This window comes from Clostridium phoceensis (assembly GCF_001244495.1).
Classification (GTDB): Bacteria; Bacillota; Clostridia; order Oscillospirales; family Oscillospiraceae; genus Lawsonibacter; species Lawsonibacter asaccharolyticus.
In genome coordinates, this window is record NZ_LN866274.1 from 1,846,520 (window position 1) to 1,866,710 (window position 20,191).

Annotated in this window: 20 protein-coding genes and 1 other annotated feature; of the genes, 17 read left to right on the plus strand and 3 right to left on the minus strand. The window is 58.9% G+C overall.

Features of this window, described 5'->3' with window-relative positions:
* The 7 genes from BN1969_RS09655 to BN1969_RS09685 form a co-directional block, all read left to right on the plus strand.
* Positions 1 to 765 (plus strand): hypothetical protein (locus BN1969_RS09655; RefSeq protein ID WP_187120341.1); only part of this gene is annotated, 765 nt, incomplete at its 5' end.
* 112 nt (positions 766 to 877) lie between these two features.
* Positions 878 to 1,097 (plus strand) — a binding site (T-box leader).
* A gap of 38 nt (positions 1,098 to 1,135) precedes the next feature.
* Positions 1,136 to 1,639, plus strand: a complete 504-nt coding sequence (locus BN1969_RS09660; protein ID WP_050624113.1) for a YcxB family protein — start codon at positions 1,136 to 1,138, stop codon at positions 1,637 to 1,639.
* A 61-nt stretch (positions 1,640 to 1,700) separates the two neighbouring features.
* Entirely contained in the window at positions 1,701 to 4,325 is a 2,625-nt protein-coding gene (locus BN1969_RS09665) for a valine--tRNA ligase (protein WP_050624114.1), read from the plus strand.
* 362 nt (positions 4,326 to 4,687) lie between these two features.
* Positions 4,688 to 4,996, plus strand: coding sequence for a DUF2089 family protein (locus tag BN1969_RS09670; RefSeq protein ID WP_050624115.1), 309 nt, complete (start codon positions 4,688 to 4,690; stop codon positions 4,994 to 4,996).
* 14 nt (positions 4,997 to 5,010) lie between these two features.
* Positions 5,011 to 5,421, plus strand: coding sequence for a hypothetical protein (locus BN1969_RS09675; RefSeq protein WP_147577059.1), 411 nt, complete (start codon positions 5,011 to 5,013; stop codon positions 5,419 to 5,421).
* Between the two features lie 127 nt (positions 5,422 to 5,548).
* A complete protein-coding gene (locus BN1969_RS09680) occupies positions 5,549 to 5,920 on the plus strand; it encodes a metal-dependent transcriptional regulator (protein WP_050624117.1) in 372 nt (123 codons plus the stop codon).
* 129 nt (positions 5,921 to 6,049) lie between these two features.
* Positions 6,050 to 6,871: a mechanosensitive ion channel family protein gene (locus BN1969_RS09685; protein WP_050624118.1), complete on the plus strand. Its 822-nt coding sequence runs from the start codon at positions 6,050 to 6,052 to the stop codon at positions 6,869 to 6,871.
* Positions 6,872 to 6,908: 37 nt separating this feature from the next.
* On the opposite strand, the gene BN1969_RS09690 is transcribed toward BN1969_RS09685, so the two are convergent.
* Positions 6,909 to 7,388, minus strand: coding sequence for a DUF4830 domain-containing protein (locus BN1969_RS09690; protein ID WP_050624119.1), 480 nt, complete (start codon positions 7,386 to 7,388; stop codon positions 6,909 to 6,911).
* A gap of 141 nt (positions 7,389 to 7,529) precedes the next feature.
* Between BN1969_RS09690 and BN1969_RS09695 the strand changes: the two genes are divergently transcribed.
* The 9 genes from BN1969_RS09695 (at position 7,530) to lysS (ending at position 16,583) form a co-directional block, all read left to right on the plus strand.
* Positions 7,530 to 8,273: a pseudouridine synthase gene (locus BN1969_RS09695; RefSeq protein WP_050624120.1), complete on the plus strand. Its 744-nt coding sequence runs from the start codon at positions 7,530 to 7,532 to the stop codon at positions 8,271 to 8,273.
* An 89-nt stretch (positions 8,274 to 8,362) separates the two neighbouring features.
* Positions 8,363 to 9,454 carry a PucR family transcriptional regulator gene (locus BN1969_RS09700; protein ID WP_050624121.1) on the plus strand — a complete coding sequence of 364 codons (1,092 nt, stop codon included), beginning with the start codon at positions 8,363 to 8,365 and terminating at the stop codon, positions 9,452 to 9,454.
* 295 nt (positions 9,455 to 9,749) lie between these two features.
* The gene (gene ftsE / locus BN1969_RS09705) at positions 9,750 to 10,442 is read left to right on the plus strand and encodes a cell division ATP-binding protein FtsE (protein WP_050624122.1); all 693 of its coding nucleotides are present in this window, start codon (positions 9,750 to 9,752) and stop codon (positions 10,440 to 10,442) included.
* Positions 10,426 to 11,316: a permease-like cell division protein FtsX gene (ftsX, locus tag BN1969_RS09710; protein ID WP_050624123.1), complete on the plus strand. Its 891-nt coding sequence runs from the start codon at positions 10,426 to 10,428 to the stop codon at positions 11,314 to 11,316. The genes ftsE and ftsX overlap by 17 nt, the downstream gene beginning before the upstream one ends.
* Positions 11,317 to 11,445: 129 nt before the next feature.
* The gene (locus BN1969_RS09715) at positions 11,446 to 12,693 is read left to right on the plus strand and encodes a murein hydrolase activator EnvC family protein (RefSeq protein ID WP_050624124.1); all 1,248 of its coding nucleotides are present in this window, start codon (positions 11,446 to 11,448) and stop codon (positions 12,691 to 12,693) included.
* A 16-nt stretch (positions 12,694 to 12,709) separates the two neighbouring features.
* Complete coding sequence (locus BN1969_RS09720; protein ID WP_050624125.1) at positions 12,710 to 13,159, plus strand: hypothetical protein; 450 nt, start codon at positions 12,710 to 12,712, stop codon at positions 13,157 to 13,159.
* A gap of 419 nt (positions 13,160 to 13,578) precedes the next feature.
* Positions 13,579 to 13,998 (plus strand): hypothetical protein, encoded by a 420-nt coding sequence (locus tag BN1969_RS09725; protein ID WP_050624126.1) that lies wholly within the window; start codon positions 13,579 to 13,581, stop codon positions 13,996 to 13,998.
* 122 nt (positions 13,999 to 14,120) lie between these two features.
* Positions 14,121 to 14,597, plus strand: coding sequence for a transcription elongation factor GreA (gene greA, locus BN1969_RS09730; protein ID WP_050624127.1), 477 nt, complete (start codon positions 14,121 to 14,123; stop codon positions 14,595 to 14,597).
* Positions 14,598 to 14,633: 36 nt separating this feature from the next.
* Complete coding sequence (gene lysS, locus BN1969_RS09735; protein WP_050624128.1) at positions 14,634 to 16,583, plus strand: lysine--tRNA ligase; 1,950 nt, start codon at positions 14,634 to 14,636, stop codon at positions 16,581 to 16,583.
* A gap of 128 nt (positions 16,584 to 16,711) precedes the next feature.
* On the opposite strand, the gene BN1969_RS09740 is transcribed toward lysS, so the two are convergent.
* Together BN1969_RS09740 and BN1969_RS09745 are read right to left on the minus strand one after the other, a co-directional pair.
* The gene (locus BN1969_RS09740; RefSeq protein ID WP_006874387.1) at positions 16,712 to 17,944 is read right to left on the minus strand and encodes a site-specific integrase; all 1,233 of its coding nucleotides are present in this window, start codon (positions 17,942 to 17,944) and stop codon (positions 16,712 to 16,714) included.
* Between the two features lie 52 nt (positions 17,945 to 17,996).
* Positions 17,997 to 18,197: a hypothetical protein gene (locus BN1969_RS09745; protein WP_003501914.1), complete on the minus strand. Its 201-nt coding sequence runs from the start codon at positions 18,195 to 18,197 to the stop codon at positions 17,997 to 17,999.
* Between the two features lie 915 nt (positions 18,198 to 19,112).
* On the opposite strand from BN1969_RS09745, the gene BN1969_RS09750 reads away from it, so the two are divergent.
* Positions 19,113 to 20,180: a YqaJ viral recombinase family nuclease gene (locus BN1969_RS09750; protein WP_050624129.1), complete on the plus strand. Its 1,068-nt coding sequence runs from the start codon at positions 19,113 to 19,115 to the stop codon at positions 20,178 to 20,180.
* Positions 20,181 to 20,191 lie beyond the last annotated feature (11 nt).

The window sequence follows — 20,191 nt, forward strand, 5'->3', positions numbered from 1 at the left end:
CACAGCGCCCGCCGGCCCCTGCGGACCGGCCTGATCGCCGCCTGCCTGTGTGCGGCCCTGCTGGGGTCGGCGTGGGCGGCCAACCAGATCGGAGGGTTCCAGTCCCTGAAATTTTTTGAGGACCTGCTGCTCCCGGCTGAGCTCTCAGATGACGGCGAGGCGTTGGGGGAGGCGCACTACGACGGCTATACCCTGGAGGGAGGGATAGACTTCCTGGCGCTGGAGGATCTGCCCCAGGAGGCGCTGGACATGGCGGCGGAGCACCCCGCCTCCACGGTGGGGCTGGACCTGACAAGCTGGGAGGAGGCGGAGGCATACTTTGGCCTGGAGCTGCCGGAAAACGCCTATCTGCAAGAACAGCTCCAGTCCGGTTTTCGGGCGGCCCTGAGCAGCGACAGCGAAGGCCCCACCGCCCTGGAGTGGACGGCGGAATATCTGGATTCCGGCGTCCGGCTGGAGGTGTGGGTGACGGCGTGCACCCAGCGGATGGAGCTGCCGGATCATCCGGTCAGCCAGAGCCATCTGCTCCCCTCGGATACCCAGTACACCACGGAGGAGCACACCGCCCCCAACGGCCTGTCCGCAGTGATGACCACGGTGGAGCAGGGCCCTGAAGACCCCTATTACGACAAATGGGGCGCCCGGATGTTCCGCGCCGACTTCGCGCTGGGCGGGGTGTGGTACCGTGTGGACGCCTATGACCGGGCGGAGCCTCAGCGGGCACGGGAGGCGCTGGAGGAGCTGCTGAACGGCTTCATGCTGTAAGTTGCCTGGGGCGCAGCCTCCGGGGCGGGCGGCCGCGCAGGAAATTTTACCGGTCCTCCCGGCCCGGCGTCCCTTGACAGGACTGAAGAAACTGGATATAATACCACCTGTATCACAGGCGCTGAGGGGGAGGAGTAACCGCAGTTCCCATAGCAGAGAGTGGCCGGACGGTGCAAGGCCATATGGGGAAGCGGCGAAGTGGCCCCGGAGCTCCGTTTTCGAGGCCCCAGCGGGGCGGTAGACAGCGGCGGGTCCTCCCGTTACAGAGGATAGGAGCGCCCCGCGAGGGGAATTCAGGTGGTACCGCGGACGATGACAGGTTCGCCCTGAGCCATGACCGGCTCAGGGCGTTTTTTATGGAGGGAGCGCAATGGAATTTGTAAATGAGACAGACTATGACTGGCGCGCCCTGCGAGCCCTGAACCGGGCGGCCATCCGCCTGGACAGGCGCTGGAGGAGCCTGCTGCTCCGGGCCATGGGGGTGCTCTGCGGCCTGATCCTGCTGCGGGGGGCCTGGACCTCCGGAGGAGGGGCGGGTCTCCTGTATGGGCTGCTGGGGGCGCTGATGCTGGTCTGGGCCCTGTTCCTCAACGAGATCCGGGCCTGGCTGGTGGGGCGGTTCGTGATGAAGGGCGTCGCCCGGCACACCGCCCGGTTCACCGATGAAGGGTATGTCATCGCCAACCAGCGGGGGGAGCAGTCCTTTGACTACTCTTCCGTCCAGGCCCTGTGTGAGGACGGGCGCTACTTCTTCCTCATGCTCAGCCGCCAGCAGGGCAACCTGTTCGACAAGCAGGGCTTTCACACCGGGACCGCGGACCAGTTCCGGGCTTTCCTGGAGCGGAAGACCGGACAGACCATGAAAAAGCTGTGAGACCCGGGGCCGGAGGGCTCCAATCGGAATGAAAATACATTGGAAATAGGACGTGAACGACATGAGAAAAGAACTGCCAAAGGTCTATGAGCCCCAGGAAGTGGAGTCCCGGATCTATGAGACCTGGGAGAAGAACGGCTGCTTCCGGGGCCACCGGGACCCTAAGAAGAAGCCCTTTACCATCGTCATGCCGCCCCCCAACGTGACAGGGCAGCTGCATATGGGCCACGCCATGGACTCCACCCTCCAGGACATCCTCATCCGCTTTAAGCGGATGCAGGGCTACGCCGCCCTGTGGGTCCCCGGCACCGACCACGCGGGCATCGCCACCCAGATCAAGGTGGAGGAGGAGCTGCGCACCAAGGAGGGACTGACCCGCTATGACCTGGGCCGGGAGAAGTTCCTGGAGCGGGTGTGGGATTGGAAACGCCAGTACGGCGGCCGCATCGTCCAGCAGCAGAAGAAGCTGGGCGCCTCCTGTGACTGGGACCGGGCCCGGTTCACCATGGACGAGGGCTGCTCCAAGGCGGTGCGGGAGACCTTCTGCGAGCTGTATGAGAAGGGCCTCATCTACAAGGGCAGCCGCATCATCAACTGGTGCCCCCACTGTGTCACGGCCCTGTCTGACGCGGAGGTGGAGTATCAGGACAAGCCCGGCCACCTGTGGCATATGCGCTACCCTCTGACTGACGGTTCCGGCTATCTGGTGGTGGCCACCACCCGGCCGGAGACCATGATGGGCGACACTGGCGTGGCGGTCAACCCCAACGACGAGCGGTACAAGCACCTGGTGGGCAAGACCTGCATCCTGCCCCTGATGGACCGGGAGATCCCCATCGTGGCCGATGAGTACGTGGAGATGGACTTCGGCACCGGCTGCGTGAAGATGACCCCCGCCCACGACCCCAACGACTTCGAGGTGGGCCTGCGCCACAACCTGGACACCATCCGGGTGCTGGATGACAACGGCAAGGTCAACGCCAACGGCGGCAAGTACGAGGGCATGGACCGCTATGAGGCACGGAAGGCTGTGGTGGCCGACCTGGAGGCCCTGGGGCTCATGGAGAAGATCGAGGACTACTCCCACAACGTGGGCACCTGCTACCGCTGCCACAACGACGTGGAGCCCATCATCTCCGCCCAGTGGTTCGTGAAGATGAAGCCCCTGGCCGAGGCGGCCATCAAAGTGGTGGAGGACGGGGAGACCCGCTTCGTCCCCGACCGATTTGCCAAGACCTATCTGAACTGGATGGAGAACGTCCACGACTGGTGCATTTCCCGGCAGCTGTGGTGGGGCCACCAGATCCCCGTCTGGTACTGCGATGACTGCGGACACATGACGGTCACCCGTGATGACCCGGACTGCTGTGAGAAGTGCGGCAGCAGGAAGATCCACCGGGACCCGGACGTGCTGGACACCTGGTTCTCCTCCGCACTGTGGCCTTTCTCCACCCTGGGCTGGCCGGAAAAGACGGAGGACCTGGACTACTTCTACCCCACCGACGTGCTGGTCACCGGCTACGACATCATCTTCTTCTGGGTGGCCCGGATGATCTTCTCCGCCTGCGAGCAGACCAAGAAGCCCCCCTTCCACACCGTGTTCATCCACGGCCTGGTGCGGGACGACAAGGGAAGGAAGATGTCCAAGAGCCTGGGCAACGGCATCGACCCCCTGGAGATCGCCGACAAGTACGGCGCCGACGCCCTGCGCTTCAACCTGGTCACCGGCAACAGCCCCGGCAACGACATGCGCTTCTACACCGAGCGGTGTGAGGCTATGCGCAACTTCGCCAACAAGATCTGGAACGCCAGCCGCTTCCTGATGATGAACCTGACCATCGACGCATGCCAGCTGCCTGGGAAGCTGGAGCTGGAGGACAAGTGGATCTTGTCCAAGCTGAACACTGCCATCCGTGAGATCACCGAGAACATGGACCGGTATGAGCTGGGCGTGGCGGCCCAGAAGATCTATGACTTCATCTGGGACGACTACTGCGACTGGTATATCGAGCTGACCAAGACCCGTCTCCAGGGGGAGGACGAGGACAGCAAGGTGAGGGCCCAGCAGGTGCTGTGCCATGTGCTCACCCAGATGCTCAAGCTGCTCCATCCCTTCATGCCCTTCATCACCGAGGAGATCTGGCAGGCCCTGCCCCACGAGGGGGACTTCCTCATGCTCTCCGACTGGCCGGTGGCAGATGCCGCTCTGGACTTCCCAGAGGAGGAGAAGGCCATGGAGCTGATCATGGATGCCATCCGTGGGGTGCGCACCCGCCGGTCTGAGATGAACGTGCCCCCCAGCAAGAAGGCCCACCTGACGGTGGCCACCGGGGAGCGGGACATCTTTGTCCTGGGCGTGCCCTTCCTGAAGAAGCTGGCCTATGCCAGCGAGGTGACCTTCGCCCAGCCGGGCACCGCCCCGGAGGCGGGCTCCGTCACTGTGGTCACCCATGCGGCCCAGATCTCCATGCCTCTGGCGGAGCTGGTGGACCTGGAGAAGGAGAAGGCCCGCATGGAGAAGGAGCTGAAAAAGAACAGCGACGAGCTCCAGAAGCTGAACACCAAGCTGGCCAATCCGGGCTTTGTCAATAAGGCCCCCGAGCATGTGGTCAAGGCGGAGCAGGAGCGGGCCGTGAAGCTCACCGAGCTGGTGGCCAAGCTGGAGGAACAGCTCAAGACCATGTGATCCGGCACAGGAGCTGTGAACGCCGGAGGATAAGAGAAAACGATCTGACGGGCCGGACCGCGGGAGACCGCGGTCCGGCTTTCCGCGTCTTTTTGAGGTGGAAAAAAGGAAAAGCTGCTTCGGGGGGATCTTTCCGACGGCCGCTTCCCCGTTCCTAGCCCCATAAGGCCGGATGCCCGGAGCCGGTCATGCCCCGCCCGGTATGGCGGGCATACAGTGTACCCCCCTGTGCGGCTGGCTGGGGCTTTTCGGTATCCCTTTCATCAGAAAGAAGTAAAAAAGAATTTTATTAAAATAAAAATTTAGGATTGACTTTAATAAAATTAAAGTATATAATCAATATTATGAAAGGGGGTAAAAGGATGGCAGTGGAACTGGTGCCCGAGTGGATGGCCGGTCTGGAGGAGGAGGACCTGGTGTTCATCAAAAAATTTGTGCTGTCCTCCGGCTCCCTCAAAGAGGTGGCGGGACAGTACGGCGTCACCTATCCCACGGTGAGACTGCGGCTGGACCGGCTGATCCAGAAGATCAAGCTGGGGGAGGACAGGGCGGCCGACCCCTACATTGCCCTGATCAAGCGTCTGGCGGTAAATGAGCGGCTGGACTTTGACACAGCCAAGCTGCTGATCGCCGCCTATAAGAAGGAAATAAGAAAGGATGAGATGACGTGATGAGCGGTTCCATAATGACAATATTGTTTGTGCTCCCTGTTGTTCTGCTCTCTATGCTGCTGCCCCTGGCCCTGGTGGTGGCCCTTCAGGTCTGGCTGTGCAGGAAGGGAAAGTGGCTGGGGCTGATCCTGCCCGCCATCACCCTGGCGATGAGCCTGATGATCTGCCTGTCGGTGGTCGGCTTCTCCGCTGTCACCGGCGGCGGGGCCGTGCAGGTCACGGACGGGCACGGGAATATCGTGGAGGAGTACCACCGGGAGGAGGAGCATCACCAGCTCCAGCCTGCGGATCTGGCCATGGTGGGCGGTGTGTTCCTGGTATTCAACGTCCCCACTCTGGTGCTGGGCGGGATCTGGCTCTACTACAAGAACCGCCGGGAGTGGAAGGAAGACCTGAAGAAAATGAATATCCAGGATCTGGAGTAAAAGGTGGGGCGTCCCGGGGAGGGACGCCCCTTTTGCGGGGATCGCGGTTGAAATCCGTTCCAAAACATGATAATATAACTCAATAAAAAGCAGATCCGCCGCAGGCGGACATGAGAGGAGAGTCCCTATGCCGCTGCATGAATCAGGAGAAGATTATCTGGAGGCCATCCTGGTGCTCCATGAGCAGAAGGGCAACGTCCGGTCCATCGACGTGGCCCAGCACCTGGGCTACTCCAAGCCATCTGTGAGTCGGGCTATGTCCATCCTGCGCTCCAGCGGGTATATCACCATGGAACGGGACGGCCGCATCCTGCTTACCGAGGCGGGAAAGACGGCGGCGGAGTCGGTGTACGAGCGCCACCGCTTCCTGACCAAGTGGCTGATCCAGCTGGGTGTGACGCCGGAGGTGGCGGCAGAGGACGCCTGCCGCATCGAGCACGACATCAGCCCGGAGACCTTCGCCTGCCTGAAGCGGCACGCGGGGGGCGGGGAGAGCTGACGCTCCGAACAGAAAAAGTGACGCGGCGGACCGAGTCCCGGCCTGCCGCGTTTCTCCTTGCCTGAGGGGAAAAAGCTTGTTATAATAAAAACCAAAATACAGATCCTGTCGAACTGGGGGAAAACTGCCATGTCTACCGAAGAACTGGTCTCCGGCGTGCTGGAAGGGCTGAAGCTGAATGCCCTGGACCTGAGCGCCCTGTTCCGCACTGCCCTGCTCATTCTGGCGGGGGTCGTGGTGATCCGGGTCCTTCTGCGGATCGTGGACCGGATGCTGTCCAGATCTCAGAACCTGGGGTCAGTGGGGGGCTATATCCGCTCTGTGGTGCGGATCGCCCTGTGGTTCCTCCTGGTCCTGGTGGTGGCGGACTCCCTTGGCATCCCGGTGGCCTCCATGATCGCCCTGCTCAGCGTGGCCGGCCTGGCTATCTCCCTGGCGCTCCAGAACACCCTCTCCAACCTGGCGGGGGGCATCATGATCCTGGTGTCCAAGCCCTTCGAGGTGGGGGACTATGTGGAGGCGGACGGGGTGGGGGGCACGGTCATCTCCATCGGCCTGGCGTACAGCACCCTGGCCACCGTGGACAACAAGGAGATCTTTATCCCCAACAGCCAGGTGGCGGCGGCCAAGATCATCAACTATACCAAGCTGGGCAAGCGGCGGGTGGAGCTGACCTTCTCCGCCTCCTACGATGCGCCGACTGAGACGGTGAAGCAGGCGCTGGGGGAGGTGCTGGCCCAGTTCCCGCAGATCCTGGAGGACCCGGCCCCTTCCATCTGGATCTCCAAGTACGGTGCCAGCAGCATCGAATATGTGGTGCGGGTGTGGACCGCCGCGGGGGACTACTGGGACGTGTATTACGGCGTTATGGAGGGGGTGCGCCCCGCCTTCCAACGCCACAGGATCCAGATGACCTACGATCATCTAAACGTCCACCTGCTGGAGAAGTGAGCCCTCAGACCAGCCGGGCGCCCCGTCCACGGGGCCTTCAGGGCATGGCCAGCCCGTGGAGAAAGCCGTCCAGCTGGGGAGAGAGGACCTCGCCCCCGATCACCGTGTTTTTGTAGATCAGCAGATTGGCTAGGATGCCGGTCTCACCGGTGGGGTAGTTGGTGATCTCGTAGGTGTAGCGCTTCACCCGCTTGCCGGCATATTTGGACAGGTCGAAGCCCTGCCCGCTTTGCAGGGCCAGATAGTCGTCATAGCTCGCATCCATCTCCTTGGGGATGAGCAGCTCCTCGGTGGCCAGGGGCTCGGCACTGACCTCCCAGCCGTAGGACTGGAGGTAGGCCACCCGGTCCTCGTTGCTCTTGACCCCCTTTGGGCTGGGGACGGCAGAGGCGGACGCCTCCCGGGCGGGGCCGCCGCCCAGGGTCAGCACCAGGGCGGCGCAGCAGGCCAGGGCGGCCACGGCCACCCCGATGGTCAGCTTTCGGTGGCGGGGCAGTTTTGCAGTCAGGATTATCACAGCGCATTCTCCTTCCAACGCCTTGGTTTCTACTCATGTCTATGAGGGGCGGGACAAATTTATGCCTGCCCTCATAAAGTCCGGACAGGAGCGCGGAGACGGCCGGCAGGCAGGAGGGGGCGGAGGAACAGGAGGACAAGTATGGCACAGGAGCGTCTGGACAAGCTGCTCTCCTCCACGGGGCGGTGGTCCCGCCGGGAGGTGAAGGAACTGATCCGCCAGGGGCGGGTGTGGGTGGACGGCGTCCCTGCCCGACGGCCGGAGGAGAAGTGTGAGCCCGGAGCGGCCGGCCTCACTGTGGACGGAGAGCGGGTGGACTGCGCCCCTTTCGTCTATCTGATGCTCCACAAGCCGGCGGGCCTCCTGTCCGCCACGGAGGACCGGCGGCAGAAGACAGTGCTGGACCTGCTGCCGGAGCACCTGCGCCGCCGGGGGCTCTTCCCGGTGGGGCGGCTGGACAAGGATACCGAGGGGCTCCTGCTCCTCACTGATGACGGTCCCCTCGGCCACGCCCTGCTCTCCCCCAAAAACCACGTGGACAAGGTGTACTACGCCAAGGTGGAGGGTCGGCTGGACCGGACGGACGCTGAGGCCCTGGCGGCGGGGATGGTGCTGGGGGACGGGCTGCACTGTCTGCCCGCGGAGCTGGAGCCGCTGGGGGACGGCTCCCAGTGTCATGTCACCCTGCGGGAGGGGAAATATCACCAGGTGAAGCGGATGCTGGCCGCCCGGGGGAAGCCGGTGGTCTATCTGAAGCGCCTGTCCATGGGGCCCATCGCCCTGGACCCGGCGCTGGCGCCGGGGGAGTGGCGGCCGCTGACAGGGGAGGAGAAGGCGCTGCTGCGGCGGGGAACAGCGGGAGATCCAGGTTTTTCGGCGTTTTGAACAAAAAATTATGCAAAACCTCTTGCCAAAACCGGGGGGGAACCGTTATAATAGGCGTAGTGTACAAGTAACACATGGGAGGGATCAATGTGTCCAGCAGGATGTTCCAGGGAGTCGTACTCCAGATGAAGGACGGCATCGACCGGGTGGTGGGTGTCATTGACGCGGACGGCATCGTCGTGGCATGCAGTGAGCTCACCAGTATCGGTGAGCATTGGTCCGGCGCGGTGGCGGCCATCAATGCCGCCGACAACGGGATCACCCGGTATGAGGGGAAGACCTTCAAGCCGCTGGCCGGCTGGGGCGCTCAGTTCGATTACGCCGCTTTTGTCCAGGGGGAGGACCCGGAGAGCGCGGCCCTGTGCGCCATGGCGGTGGTGGCCTTCAACGGAGCCAAGACCTCTTATGAGGAGAAGCACGACAAAGCCACCTTTGTGAAAAACATCATCTCGGACAATATCCTGCTGGGGGACATCTATACCCAGGCTAAGGAGCTGCACTTTGTCTCTGAGGTGCCCCGGGCAGCTTTCCTGGTGCGCCAGCTGGGGCAGGCGGATGTGAGCACCATCGATGTGATCCAGAACCTGTTCCCGGACAAGCAGACAGACTTTGTCATCTCCATCAATGAGACAGACGTGGCCCTGATCAAGCAGCTGCCCGAGGGGGCGGATGCCAAGGAGCTCCAGAAGATCGCCAAGCAGATCTCTACCGCGGTGAACCAGGAACTGGGCATCAAGGTGGTCATTGGAATCGGCACCGTGGTCAACCACATCCGGGACCTGGCCCGGGCCTATAAGGAGGCCGGCGTAGCCATCGACGTGGGCAAGGTGTTCGACACCGAGAAGACGGTCATCAACTATGAGAACCTGGGCATCGGCCGGCTGATCTATCAGCTGCCTACCATCCTGTGCCAGATGTTCCTCCAGGAGGTCTTTAAGAAGAACCCCATCGACGCTTTGGACCAGGAGACTCTGCTCACCATCAACAAGTTCTTTGAAAACAACCTGAACGTGTCCGAGACTGCCCGGAAGCTGTTCGTCCACCGCAATACCCTGGTGTACCGGCTGGAGAAGATCAAGAAGCTCACCGGCCTGGACCTGCGGGAGTTCGATGATGCCATTACCTTCAAGGTGGCGCTGATGGTCAAGAAGTACCTCATTTCCCGGGGAATCGAATCCTGAACCGAAGAACAGCACGCCCCCGCGCCGGGTCCGGCGCGGGGGCGTTGATTTTTTGTGAGAGGAGGAAAAATTTGGAGGAGCAAAATGCCAAAATTTTTTTCTGGGAGGGGTTGCCGTTCCGGGGCGGCGCCGCTACAATATAGGAGCGGAAGCGACAAAATGGCCGCAAAAATCCATTTACATAACACACAAACTGTGATACACTTTGAGAAAAGCGCATCAGCCGCCCGCCCCTGGGAGAGAGCGTGCCAAAGGCACGACTTGGGGGAGTGGCGACCGTCTGGCGGAGGGACACATGATACGGTTCATCGATGTATATAAAGAATACGACAACGGGACCAAGGCGCTGAAAGGGGTCTCCATGCGGATCGACGACGGGGAGTTCGTCTTTCTGGTGGGGCCATCCGGCTCCGGGAAGTCCACCATCATCAAGCTGATCACCGGGGAGATCGCCACCACAGAGGGGCGGCTGATGGTGAACGGCTACAACATGAACAACATCCGTCCGGGACAGGTGCCCTACATGCGGCGGACGCTGGGCATCATTTTCCAGGACTTCCGGCTCATTGAGAAAAAGACGGTGTATGAGAACCTGTCCTTTGCCATGCGGGCCATCGGCACCTCCACCCGGGAGCTGCGCCGGCGCATCCCCTATGTGCTGGAGCTGGTGGGGCTGGAGAAGAAGGCGGACCAGTATCCGGGGGAGCTGTCCGGCGGCGAGCAGCAGCGGGTGGCCATCGCCCGGGCTCTGGTCAACAATCCCAGCATGATCATCGCCGACGAGCCCACGGGGAACCTGGACCCCCAGCGATCCCTGGAGATCATGATGCTGCTGGAGCGCATCAACGAGCTGGGTACCACTCTGCTGGTGGTCACCCACGAGAAATCCCTGGTCAACCGGTTCTCCAAACGAGTCGTCGCCATCGAGAACGGACGGATCATCAGCGACGAGACAGGCGGGTATTACAACAATGGCGAGACGATTTAACGGAAAATACTATCTCAGCGAGGGCTTCCACTCTATCTTCACCCACGGCTTCATGTCTTTTGCCGCTGTGTGCATGATCGTGGCCTGCCTGCTGATCATGGGTTCCTTCACCCTGCTGGCGGTCAACCTGGACCACATGCTGGGGGACCTGGAGGACGAGAATCTGTTCCTGGCCTACATTGATGACAGCTACTCGGAGGAGCAGGCCCGGGCCCTTCAGCCGAAAATCGAGGCTGTCCCCAATGTGTCCCAGGTCACCTTTGTCACAAGGGCGGAGGCATTGGAGGATTTTAAGGCAGGGCGGGAGCAGAACGATTTGATGGACAGCCTGCCCCCCGAGGTGCTCCGGGATCGGTTCGAGATCCATGTCAAGGATATCGAGCAGATGGCGGCCACCGTGTCTCAGGTGGAGGCTGTCCGGGGAGTGGCCCATACCCAGGCGGCCATTGAGATCGCCCAGGGCTTCGTCATGGTGCGCAACATCGCCACCGGCGTGGCGGCTGTGCTGGTGGCCATGCTGGTGGTGGTGTCCCTGTTCATCATCGCCAACACCATCAAGCTGGCCACCTTCTATCGCAGGGAGGAGATCGCCATCATGAAGATGTGCGGTGCGACCAACGGCTTCATCCGCTGGCCCTTTGTGGTGGAGGGCATGATCCTGGGCCTTACAGGCGCCCTGGTAGCTTTCTTCATCCAATGGGGGCTGTATGAGGCGGTCTCCCGGCTGATCCTCCAGACCAACGGCCTGAGCCTGATCACCGTTCTGTCCTACGCCTCCATGGCGGGGAACATCGTGCTGGTCTTCTGCGGCGTGGGACTGGTGATCGGTGTGGGCGGCTCGGTGGTGGCCATCCGGAAGTTCCTTCAGGTATGAGATAAGGAGAAGCAGGTATGAGAAAAAAGACACAGAGGATCGTGATGGCAGTGCTGGCAGGGATCATGGCCCTGCTGATGCTGCTGCCCATCGTAGCCAATATTTTCGTCCACTGAGGGGAGGCGGCCCATGAAAAGACGCGCTATCCCCGCCATCAGCCTGGCGCTGGTGGTCCTCTTTTCCGCCTCCTTTCTGCTGGCTCTGCCGGGGGCGGTGTCCATGCCGGCCTCCGCCGTGACTCAGGCGGAGATCGATGCGCTGAAGGAGAGCGCCGGCGAGCTGGAGCAGCAGCAAAAGGAGATCCAGGCCCAGTTAAACGCCATCGCCGCCGACAAGGATGAGGCATTGGAACAGAAGAGCCTGCTGGAGCAGCAGATCAACGTGATCCAGTCGGAGATCAACAACATCGACGCACAGATCGCCAAATATGACGAGCTGATCTCCCAGAAGGAGGACGAACTGGCTCAGCTGGAGCAGCAGGAGGCGGAGCAGTATCAGCTCTTCTGTGAGCGGGTGCGCTATATGGAGGAGGAGGGGGAGGTCTCCTATTGGGCCATCCTCTTTAACGCGGAGGATTTCTCTGACATGCTGGACCGCTTCATGATGGTGGAGGAGATCATGGCCTATGACAATGCCATCATGGACGAGCTGCTGGCCACCCAGGCCCAGATCGAGCAGGAGAAGGCGGAGCTGGAGGAGGCCCGCACCGCCCAGGAGGAGGCCCGGCAGAAGCAGGCGGACGCCAAAGCCAGGCTGAAGAGCCAGCAGGCGGAGGTAGACGCCCTCATCAGTCAGATCAGCAGCCAGGAGGACGAGTTGGAGGCCATGGAGGCCAAGCTCCAGGCGGCGGCCAAGGCCATGGACAACGAGATCGCCCGGAAAGAGCGGGAGCTCCAGGCCCAGCTGGCTGCCCAGGGCGTGACCATCGTCAGTGAAAAGGGCTTCAAGTGGCCCAGCTATGCCACCACCATTACCTCCCTGTTTGGCAGCCGTACGCACCCGGTCACCGGGCGGCCCAACAACCACACTGGAGTGGATATCGCCGCCGCCGGCGGAACGGACATCTGGGCCGCCAAGAGCGGCGTAGTCCTTACTTCCACCTACAACAGCTCCTACGGCAACTATGTGGTCATCAGCCATGCCAACGGAGAGAGCACCCTCTACGCCCATATGAGCAAGCGGCTGGTCAGTGAGGGAGATAAGGTGACCCAGGGACAGACCATCGGCCTGGTGGGGACCACCGGTTCCTCCACCGGAAACCACCTCCACTTTGAGGTACGCCTGAACGGACAGCGTCAGGACCCCCTGAACTATTTTAGAGGTTCCACCTTTACACTGCGGGCCAGTGGCAAGAGCGTGAGCTACACTGTGAGCTGAGAGAGGGGAGCGCGGCATGGAAGAGATGCGGTGTCCCTGCGGCGGGATCTTTCAAAGCCTGGGGATGGAATACCTCCGAACCGGAGCTGTAAGCGACGGTTTTCTGTTCGGACGGGATGCCAACGCTTGGGCAGAGGGAGCCATCCCGGTGGAGCTGTTTTCCTGCGGCCGCTGCCGGGCCCTGCGCTTCTGCGCGGAGGAGGAATGGGTGGCCCGCCGCCAGGAGGAGGAGCGGGAGAAGGCAGAGAGAGCCCGGAGACATGAGGAGCGGCTGGAACAGCAGCGGGAGGAACGGGTCCAGATAGCCATGAAAGACTATGCCTCGTACAGCGAGAAGCGCCTGCAGAAGATCGCGGACGGGGAGACCTGGAGCAATCACTGCGAGGAGGAGCGGGAGGCCGCCCGCCGCCTGCTGGAGCACAGGACGCCCCAGACCAAGAAAAATGACGTCCCCTGGGAAAAATAGGGGACACAGACAGAGACTTCAGGCGGCGGGCACAGGCCCGCCGCCTCAGCTTGTGGAAAAAGCCTCGCAGAGTTCGCGCCCGCAGGCGCGAACCCAGTTTAGATCCGTTTTCCCCGGCGACCTGTGCATCGGGGAAAACACTGCTCAGGCTGCAAATGTGAGGGTTGTCCGCCGCAGGCGGTCAAACCCTACGCGCGGCAGACTGCATCTTTCTCGAAAAAGTGGCTTTGCCACTTTTTCGACAATCTCAGGCGGCGGGGGCAGACCCGCCGCCTTTCTCAGTGCCCGGAGGCATAGGCGGGGGCGGCGGCGGGCTATGCCGTGGGGGGGGGGGGGGGGGGGCTGGGGCAGGGGGGGTACCAGAGCCGTTTCTTTTATCCATCTAGATGTGTCTAAGAGAAAGAGGNTGCGCCGCCCCTATGGCTCTGGCGCTGCTGCGCCGCCAAGGGGAGGACCCGCTGCGGGCGGCGGTGGCCCTGCGGGGGAGCCGGGCGGAGCGGGATCTGGTCCGGGCGGCGGAGGAGCTGTGCCCCAGGGTGCGGGATTTGTGCCTCTCCGTACAGACGGGCGGAGGGGAGCTGGAACGCTACCTCCACCGACAGTACGGTGTGGCCCTGCGGCCGGACTGGGCCGGCGTCCAGGCGGCCATCCGCTTCGATCCCCGGACGGAGGAGGCGGGGCAGGCGGTCCTCTCCCTGTTTGGGCCGGAAGCGGATCTGGCGGGGCTGGCGGTGTCGGTCCCCGGCTTAGAGCGGCAGAAGGAGGGCCAGTGGCTGCCCCTGCTGGAGATCCTGTGGGAGACAGGGCGTCTGGAGCGCACTGACCTAGAATTTACTTGACAGACGGAGCCGAAAACACTATAATAGCACATACTGCATCCATATACCCATTTTCATATTCTGGAACGATCATCCGCCCCGGGGCCGCCCCGGAGAGCGGTCTGAAAGGTGTGCAACGAGTCATGGCAAAGGAATATAAACTCAGCCCCCAGCGCCTGAAAGAGCTTCAGGACGAGATGAATTATCTGAAGACAGTTCGGGAGAAGGAAGTGGCCGAGCTGATCAAGGAGGCCCGCTCTTTCGGAGACCTGTCTGAGAACAGCGAGTACGATGAGGCCAAGAACGAGCAGGGCAAGCTTTACTCCCGCATGGCTGAGATCGAGGAGATCCTGTCCAACTATGTGGTCATCGAGGAGGAGCCCTCTGACGGCAGCTCTGTCCGCCTGGGCTCCACGGTCACCGTGCTGGACGAGGAATTCGACGAGACTATGGTGTACAAGATCGTGGGCTCTCAGGAGGCCGACCCCATGAACGGGGCCATCTCGGAGGACTCCCCCTTCGGCAAGGCCCTGCTGGGCAAGAGCGAGGGAGACCAAGTGGTGGTGGACGCCCCCGCCGGACGCATCGAGTACAAGCTGCTGAAGGTGGAGCAGCGCTGAGCGCCCCGCCATCCACAGAGATAGGAGAGAGACAACATGGCTGAAGAGAAGAACCAGGAGCAGAACCTGTCCCAGCTGCTCCAGATCCGCCGGGACAAGCTGAAGGAGCTCCAGGAGGGGGGGCGTGACCCCTTCCAGATCACCAAATATGAGGTCACCCACGACAGCGCCGCCATCAAGGCGGATTTTGACGCCATGGAGGGCAGCCAAGTCTCGCTGGCCGGGCGGCTCATGTCCAAGCGGGGCATGGGCAAGGTGTCCTTCTGCGACCTGCAGGACAAGTCGGGCCGCATCCAGCTCTATGCCCGCCGGGACGAGATGGATGGGGAGGAGTACGACCGCTTCAAGAAGCTGGATATCGGCGACATCGTGGGAGTGAAGGGCATCGTGTTCCGCACCCAGCGGGGGGAGATGTCCATCCGGGTGGAGGCGGTGACCCTGCTGTCCAAGTCCCTTCTGCCCCTGCCGGAGAAATTTCACGGCCTGACCAACACCGAGCTGCGCTACCGCCAGCGATATGTGGACCTGATCGTCAACCCGGAGGTGAAGCGCAACTTCATCATCCGCTCCCAGTTCATCAAGCATGTGCGGGACTTCCTGGACGGCCGGGGCTATATGGAGGTGGAGACCCCCGTCCTGAACACCATCTCCGGCGGCGCCACTGCCCGTCCCTTCATCACCCACCACAACACCCTGGACATCGACATGTTTATGCGCATCGCCACCGAGCTGCCCCTGAAGCGTCTCATTGTGGGCGGTCTGGACCGGGTGTATGAGATCGGCCGCATTTTCCGCAATGAGGGCATGGACCCGAAGCACAATCCGGAGTTCACTACCGTGGAGCTCTACCAGGCCTACGCCGATTTCAACGACATGATGGATCTGTTCGAGGACCTGCTCTCCTCCGCCGCCCAGAAGATCCTGGGCACCTATCAGGTGGAGTGGCAGGGGGAGCAGATCGACCTGACTCCCGGATGGCCCCGCATGCCTATGCATGAGGCGGTGAAGCAGTACTGCGGCATCGACTTCATGGCCATCAACAGTGACGAGGAGGCGGTGGCCGCCGCCAAGTCCATCGGCGTGGAGCTGCCCGAGACCGCGGACAAGACCTGGGGCAACGCCCTATATGAGTGCTTTGATCAGAAGGTGGAGGAGAAGCTGATCCAGCCCACCTTCATCACCATGCATCCGGTGGATGTGTCCCCACTGGCCAAGCGGTCCCCCAAGGACCCCCGGCTCACCGAGCGGTTCGAGCTGTTCATCTGCCACAGTGAGATGGGCAACGCCTTCTCCGAGCTCAACGACCCCATCGACCAGCGGGGCCGCTTCCAGAAGCAGGTGGAGCTGCGGGATAAGGGAGATGACGAAGCCGGCATGATGGACGAGGACTTCCTTACCGCCCTGGAGTACGGTATGCCTCCCACGGGCGGTCTGGGCATCGGCATCGACCGCTGTGTCATGCTGCTCACCAACAGCGACTCCATCCGGGAGGTCATTTTGTTCCCGACAATGAAGACCCTGGACCCAAAGAAGGCTGAAAACAAAGCCGAAAAAGCAGCGGTAAATGGTTCTGCAGAGGATGCAACCGTGTCCGCGCCAAGCGTACAGATTGATCTTTCCAAAGTGAAAATCGAGCCTTTGTTTGCAGATGATGTAGACTTTGAAACATTCAGTAAGTCTGATTTCAGAGTGGTTAAGATCGAAGCCTGCGAGGCAGTACCCAAGTCCAAGAAGCTCCTGAAATTCACACTGAATGACGGAACAGACCGGAAACGCACCATTTTAAGCGGTATTCACGAGTATTACGAGCCGGAAGAGCTGGTTGGTAAGACCTGTGTGGCAATCACAAACCTGCCGCCGAGAAAGATGATGGGTATTGATTCCGAGGGTATGCTGATTTCCGCAGTGTACGAGTATGACGGACGGGAAGGCTTAAATCTTTTGATGCTGGATGACAGTATTCCGGCGGGAGCAAAGCTGTACTAAAGAGGTCATTTACTACAAAAAATCGGGTTACTACAACTTTTCTACAACTTTTGCGCGAGACCCTACGAAACCGGATGAAGCAATATGAAAGGCGGATCTGCTTATAAAATGCAGATTCGCCTTTCTTTTTACATCAGCTTCATGTTCACACTAATGTTTTTTGCCTTCTCCTGCATATTCTCTTGTGTGATATGGGTGTAGATGTCCATTGTAGTAGAGAAATCGGCATGCCCCATGACTTGCTGAATGAATTTAACATCGTTGGTGCTTTCGCAGAGCCGGGTACAGAAGGTGTGCCGCAAGTTGTGAACACTAAAATGAGGGAGCAGATCCGGTTCACGGTCTTCCAGTTCAGCCTGATCCATTTCCTCCATGTTGTAAGTTACGCTGATTCTCTCAATCGCCCGATTGATATTGTGGGCGCTCATGAATGAGCCGGTTCGGTTGCGGAAAACAAAACCGTGAACTCCTCCTAACACCAGTTGATCGTCTGGATACAATGCGTCGATGGTTTCAATCTGGAGGCGAAGCTGCTCGGCCACCTCTGGATAGAGGATAGGGATAATTCGTGTACCGCTCTCAGTTTTGGGAGTGGTAATGTGAAATCCGGCTTTTCCGTCAATGACCCGGTAGATTAAGTTGTGGTTGACCGAGATTGTGTTTTCGCTCAAGTTAATATCGCTTTTGGTAATGCCGGTACATTCTGCTACACGCATTCCTGTTCCAAGGAGCACAGTCATGATGGGGAGCCAATGGCTGTATGTAGGGGACTTGGCAATAAAGCGCAGGAAATTCTGCTGTTGCGTTTTGGTGAGTGCGATCCGTCGTTTAGGCTTTGGAGCGCTGCCATCCGTCTTGAGCTTGCGGTAAATGCCCTTGCTGGGATTTTTGCGGATGTAATCGTCGTCCACGGCCATTTCAAGCGTAGGGTGAACAATGGTGTTGATGCTCTCCAGTGAGTTGATAGCAAAGCCGTGTTTCAGCAGTTTGGTATAAAACGCGAGAATATCACTTCTGTGGATTTGTGGCAGAGGCATGTTAGCGAAAGGCTCTTCTTTCACATAGAAGTCCCACAGGTAAAGATAATTTGCTCTGGTAGAGGGCTTCAGTTTGATGTTGTTATTCATGTAGACCTTGAACATATCATTCAGGGTAAGCTTCATGGCTTCCTGAGTACGGATGCCATCATCCTTATCTTTGTTGATCTGCTTTTCTTTGACACGAAGACTTGCGAGATCGGAGTCGTAAAGATATTTCTTTTTAGTGCCTAATTTGTAGACATACATATAGCTGCCATCTGCCCGTTGTGTTTCTCCAGGCCGAAGATTTCGTCCTTTGTTGTCTTTTCTCACTTTTGCCATTACTGGTACCTCCTGATTATAAAAGTGTAGTGCGCCTTACTGGCATGGTTATTTAGCCGGAAATATCATAAAGATATTCTTTGATACGCTGGACACTCCATAGGACACGGGTGTTCATGGTAATGCGTGCATTGGCAAGATCCCCAATTTGTACTGCAGTGTGCCTTCCACAGCACAACAGTTTGCAAAGGGTATCGGTATCGACAGCCAAGCACTGCTCCGGCGGTAGGTCATTCGGTTTTCTTTTCTCCATAATCGTCCTCCTTTTTTCGATTACAATAATCCCTTACGATTTGTAGAAGAAGGTTTTCAACAAAAACAATGAAAACGGTCTTGAGGTCAGGAGGTATTGAAATAACAAAAGAACTCTAATGGGGCCATTTCCTACGCCAGAACGGTTCTGCCGTGTATTTCAGGCTGCTGCTGTGCAGCACTTCGATTATGGGCGCGCTTCTGTGGTCATCGCACACTGTCCAGAATTCCTGTATAACTCCCCATAGAGGTTATGAACTTGTCAAGGTACTAAAAGAGCGTAGGGATCATCCGGCATTACCAAATGATCCGATACATCCTATAAATAGGCGGGAAAGAAAGAACTTCTGCAAAGAGGAAAGAAAATTTAAAGAAAATCCAAAAATCAATATATAGAATGTTTGAATTGACAAGAACTATATATTGTGTTAGAATTGCAATGTAATTGATTTTTGTGCGTTGCCCGTCAGGGTACACAGGCTTTAGGGCTTGTGTTGCGGAGTAATGACTGCATTGCACACGCTGTTAATTTTGTACTTGTGTCAGTAGTATCACTGCGCCTTTTCAGGCCGGTATATTGCTGGCTTTTTTTATTTTACGGGATTTACCCACCATTGCGAGAATGACATCGGTTCATAGGCAACTATGGACGCCAGGCTTTATGCCGTCTGTCATTCTCGCTTTTTTATTGCCTGTAAGCCTGAAAGGGCTTTAAGGATAAATCAAAACTGAGGAAGGCAGGTCATGTACATGAATGTGAAGCAGAAAAGAAAGCAGAATGGTCGGCGGGTCAAGCCGGCACACTCCACGGACTGGAAGATGAAGAGGCAGGCAGTATCTTCGCTCCGGCCCCGAAATGTTGCACCAATGGCGAGGGCAGTTATTTTGCCCCGAAGATCACGAAGGGGGATTTGATATGTCTGGCAGCAATAGTGCTGAACGAAAGCGGCATGAACCGCTGGTGCTGGTAGAAACGGCAGATCTTTCAGAAGAAGACTGGCTGGATTATCGGCGCCGTGGAATCGGCGGCAGCGATGTATCGGCGATCTTTGGCACTTCTCCATTCCGGACAGCCAGGGATCTGTACTACGACAAACTAAACATAGCGTCAGTGGAAGATGATGAGGGCAACTGGGTTGCCATGGAAATGGGGCATTTGCTGGAGCCTCTGGTAGCAAAGATATTCGAGCGGAAAACCGGATATCGGGTCTACCAAATCAAAAAGATGTTCCAGCACCCACAGTATCCTTGGATGCTGGCTGATGTGGACTACTTTGTGGAACTGCCGGATGGCACCACAGCGATCCTTGAGATCAAGACCACAAACTATAATGCCAGAGATAACTGGTGGATGAATGGGAAGGAGACTGTTCCAGTCTACTATGAATCTCAGGGGCGTCATTATATGGCAGTAACGGATCTTGACCGATGTTTCTTTTGCTGCCTGTATGGTAACAACGAGGAGGAAGTTATTATCCGGGAGGTCAAGCGTGATTTCGAGTATGAGGCTGAGATGGTCTTTTTGGAGCAGTATTTCTGGGAAAACCATGTGCAGCGCCATGTGCCGCCGCCCTATACAGAGAGTGGGGCCTTGATTATTGAGAGCGCACGCAAACACTTTGGCCCGGCAGATAAAAATGCCCCGGCCGTTGCACTCGACCTGGATATGACTGCAAAACTCATGCAGTATTTGCGGCTTCTGGATGAAAAGAAAAATGCAGAGGTGTACTCCAAAGAAATCGACAAGGATATTCAGCGTCTGAAGGCGCTGTTGATTGCGGAAATGGGTACCAGCTGCACTGCAGTCTGTGAGCAGGAGGGAGTGAACTATACGGTTACCTATACCCCTGTTCGCAAGTCCATCATCGACAAGGATAACCTGCTTCGGTTGAAACTGGAGCATCCGGATATTTACGAGCAGTTTGTTACAGTATCCGAATCCAGACGGTTCAGTGTTAGAGCCTCGATTATGGAGGCCGCTTAGTGAGGTGAAAA

Coding starts and splice junctions, on each gene's coding strand:
- BN1969_RS09750 (WP_050624129.1), top strand. CDS start 19,113: ATGTCTGGCAGCAATAGTGCTGAACGAAAGCGGCATGAACCGCTGGTG.
- BN1969_RS09725 (WP_050624126.1), top strand. CDS start 13,579: ATGGCTCTGGCGCTGCTGCGCCGCCAAGGGGAGGACCCGCTGCGGGCG.
- BN1969_RS09720 (WP_050624125.1), top strand. CDS start 12,710: ATGGAAGAGATGCGGTGTCCCTGCGGCGGGATCTTTCAAAGCCTGGGG.
- greA (WP_050624127.1), top strand. CDS start 14,121: ATGGCAAAGGAATATAAACTCAGCCCCCAGCGCCTGAAAGAGCTTCAG.
- BN1969_RS09695 (WP_050624120.1), top strand. CDS start 7,530: ATGGCACAGGAGCGTCTGGACAAGCTGCTCTCCTCCACGGGGCGGTGG.
- ftsX (WP_050624123.1), top strand. CDS start 10,426: ATGGCGAGACGATTTAACGGAAAATACTATCTCAGCGAGGGCTTCCAC.
- BN1969_RS09675 (WP_147577059.1), top strand. CDS start 5,011: ATGACAATATTGTTTGTGCTCCCTGTTGTTCTGCTCTCTATGCTGCTG.
- ftsE (WP_050624122.1), top strand. CDS start 9,750: ATGATACGGTTCATCGATGTATATAAAGAATACGACAACGGGACCAAG.
- lysS (WP_050624128.1), top strand. CDS start 14,634: ATGGCTGAAGAGAAGAACCAGGAGCAGAACCTGTCCCAGCTGCTCCAG.
- BN1969_RS09740 (WP_006874387.1), bottom strand. CDS start 17,944: ATGGCAAAAGTGAGAAAAGACAACAAAGGACGAAATCTTCGGCCTGGA.
- BN1969_RS09685 (WP_050624118.1), top strand. CDS start 6,050: ATGTCTACCGAAGAACTGGTCTCCGGCGTGCTGGAAGGGCTGAAGCTG.
- BN1969_RS09665 (WP_050624114.1), top strand. CDS start 1,701: ATGAGAAAAGAACTGCCAAAGGTCTATGAGCCCCAGGAAGTGGAGTCC.
- BN1969_RS09745 (WP_003501914.1), bottom strand. CDS start 18,197: ATGGAGAAAAGAAAACCGAATGACCTACCGCCGGAGCAGTGCTTGGCT.
- BN1969_RS09680 (WP_050624117.1), top strand. CDS start 5,549: ATGCCGCTGCATGAATCAGGAGAAGATTATCTGGAGGCCATCCTGGTG.
- BN1969_RS09715 (WP_050624124.1), top strand. CDS start 11,446: ATGAAAAGACGCGCTATCCCCGCCATCAGCCTGGCGCTGGTGGTCCTC.
- BN1969_RS09670 (WP_050624115.1), top strand. CDS start 4,688: ATGGCAGTGGAACTGGTGCCCGAGTGGATGGCCGGTCTGGAGGAGGAG.
- BN1969_RS09660 (WP_050624113.1), top strand. CDS start 1,136: ATGGAATTTGTAAATGAGACAGACTATGACTGGCGCGCCCTGCGAGCC.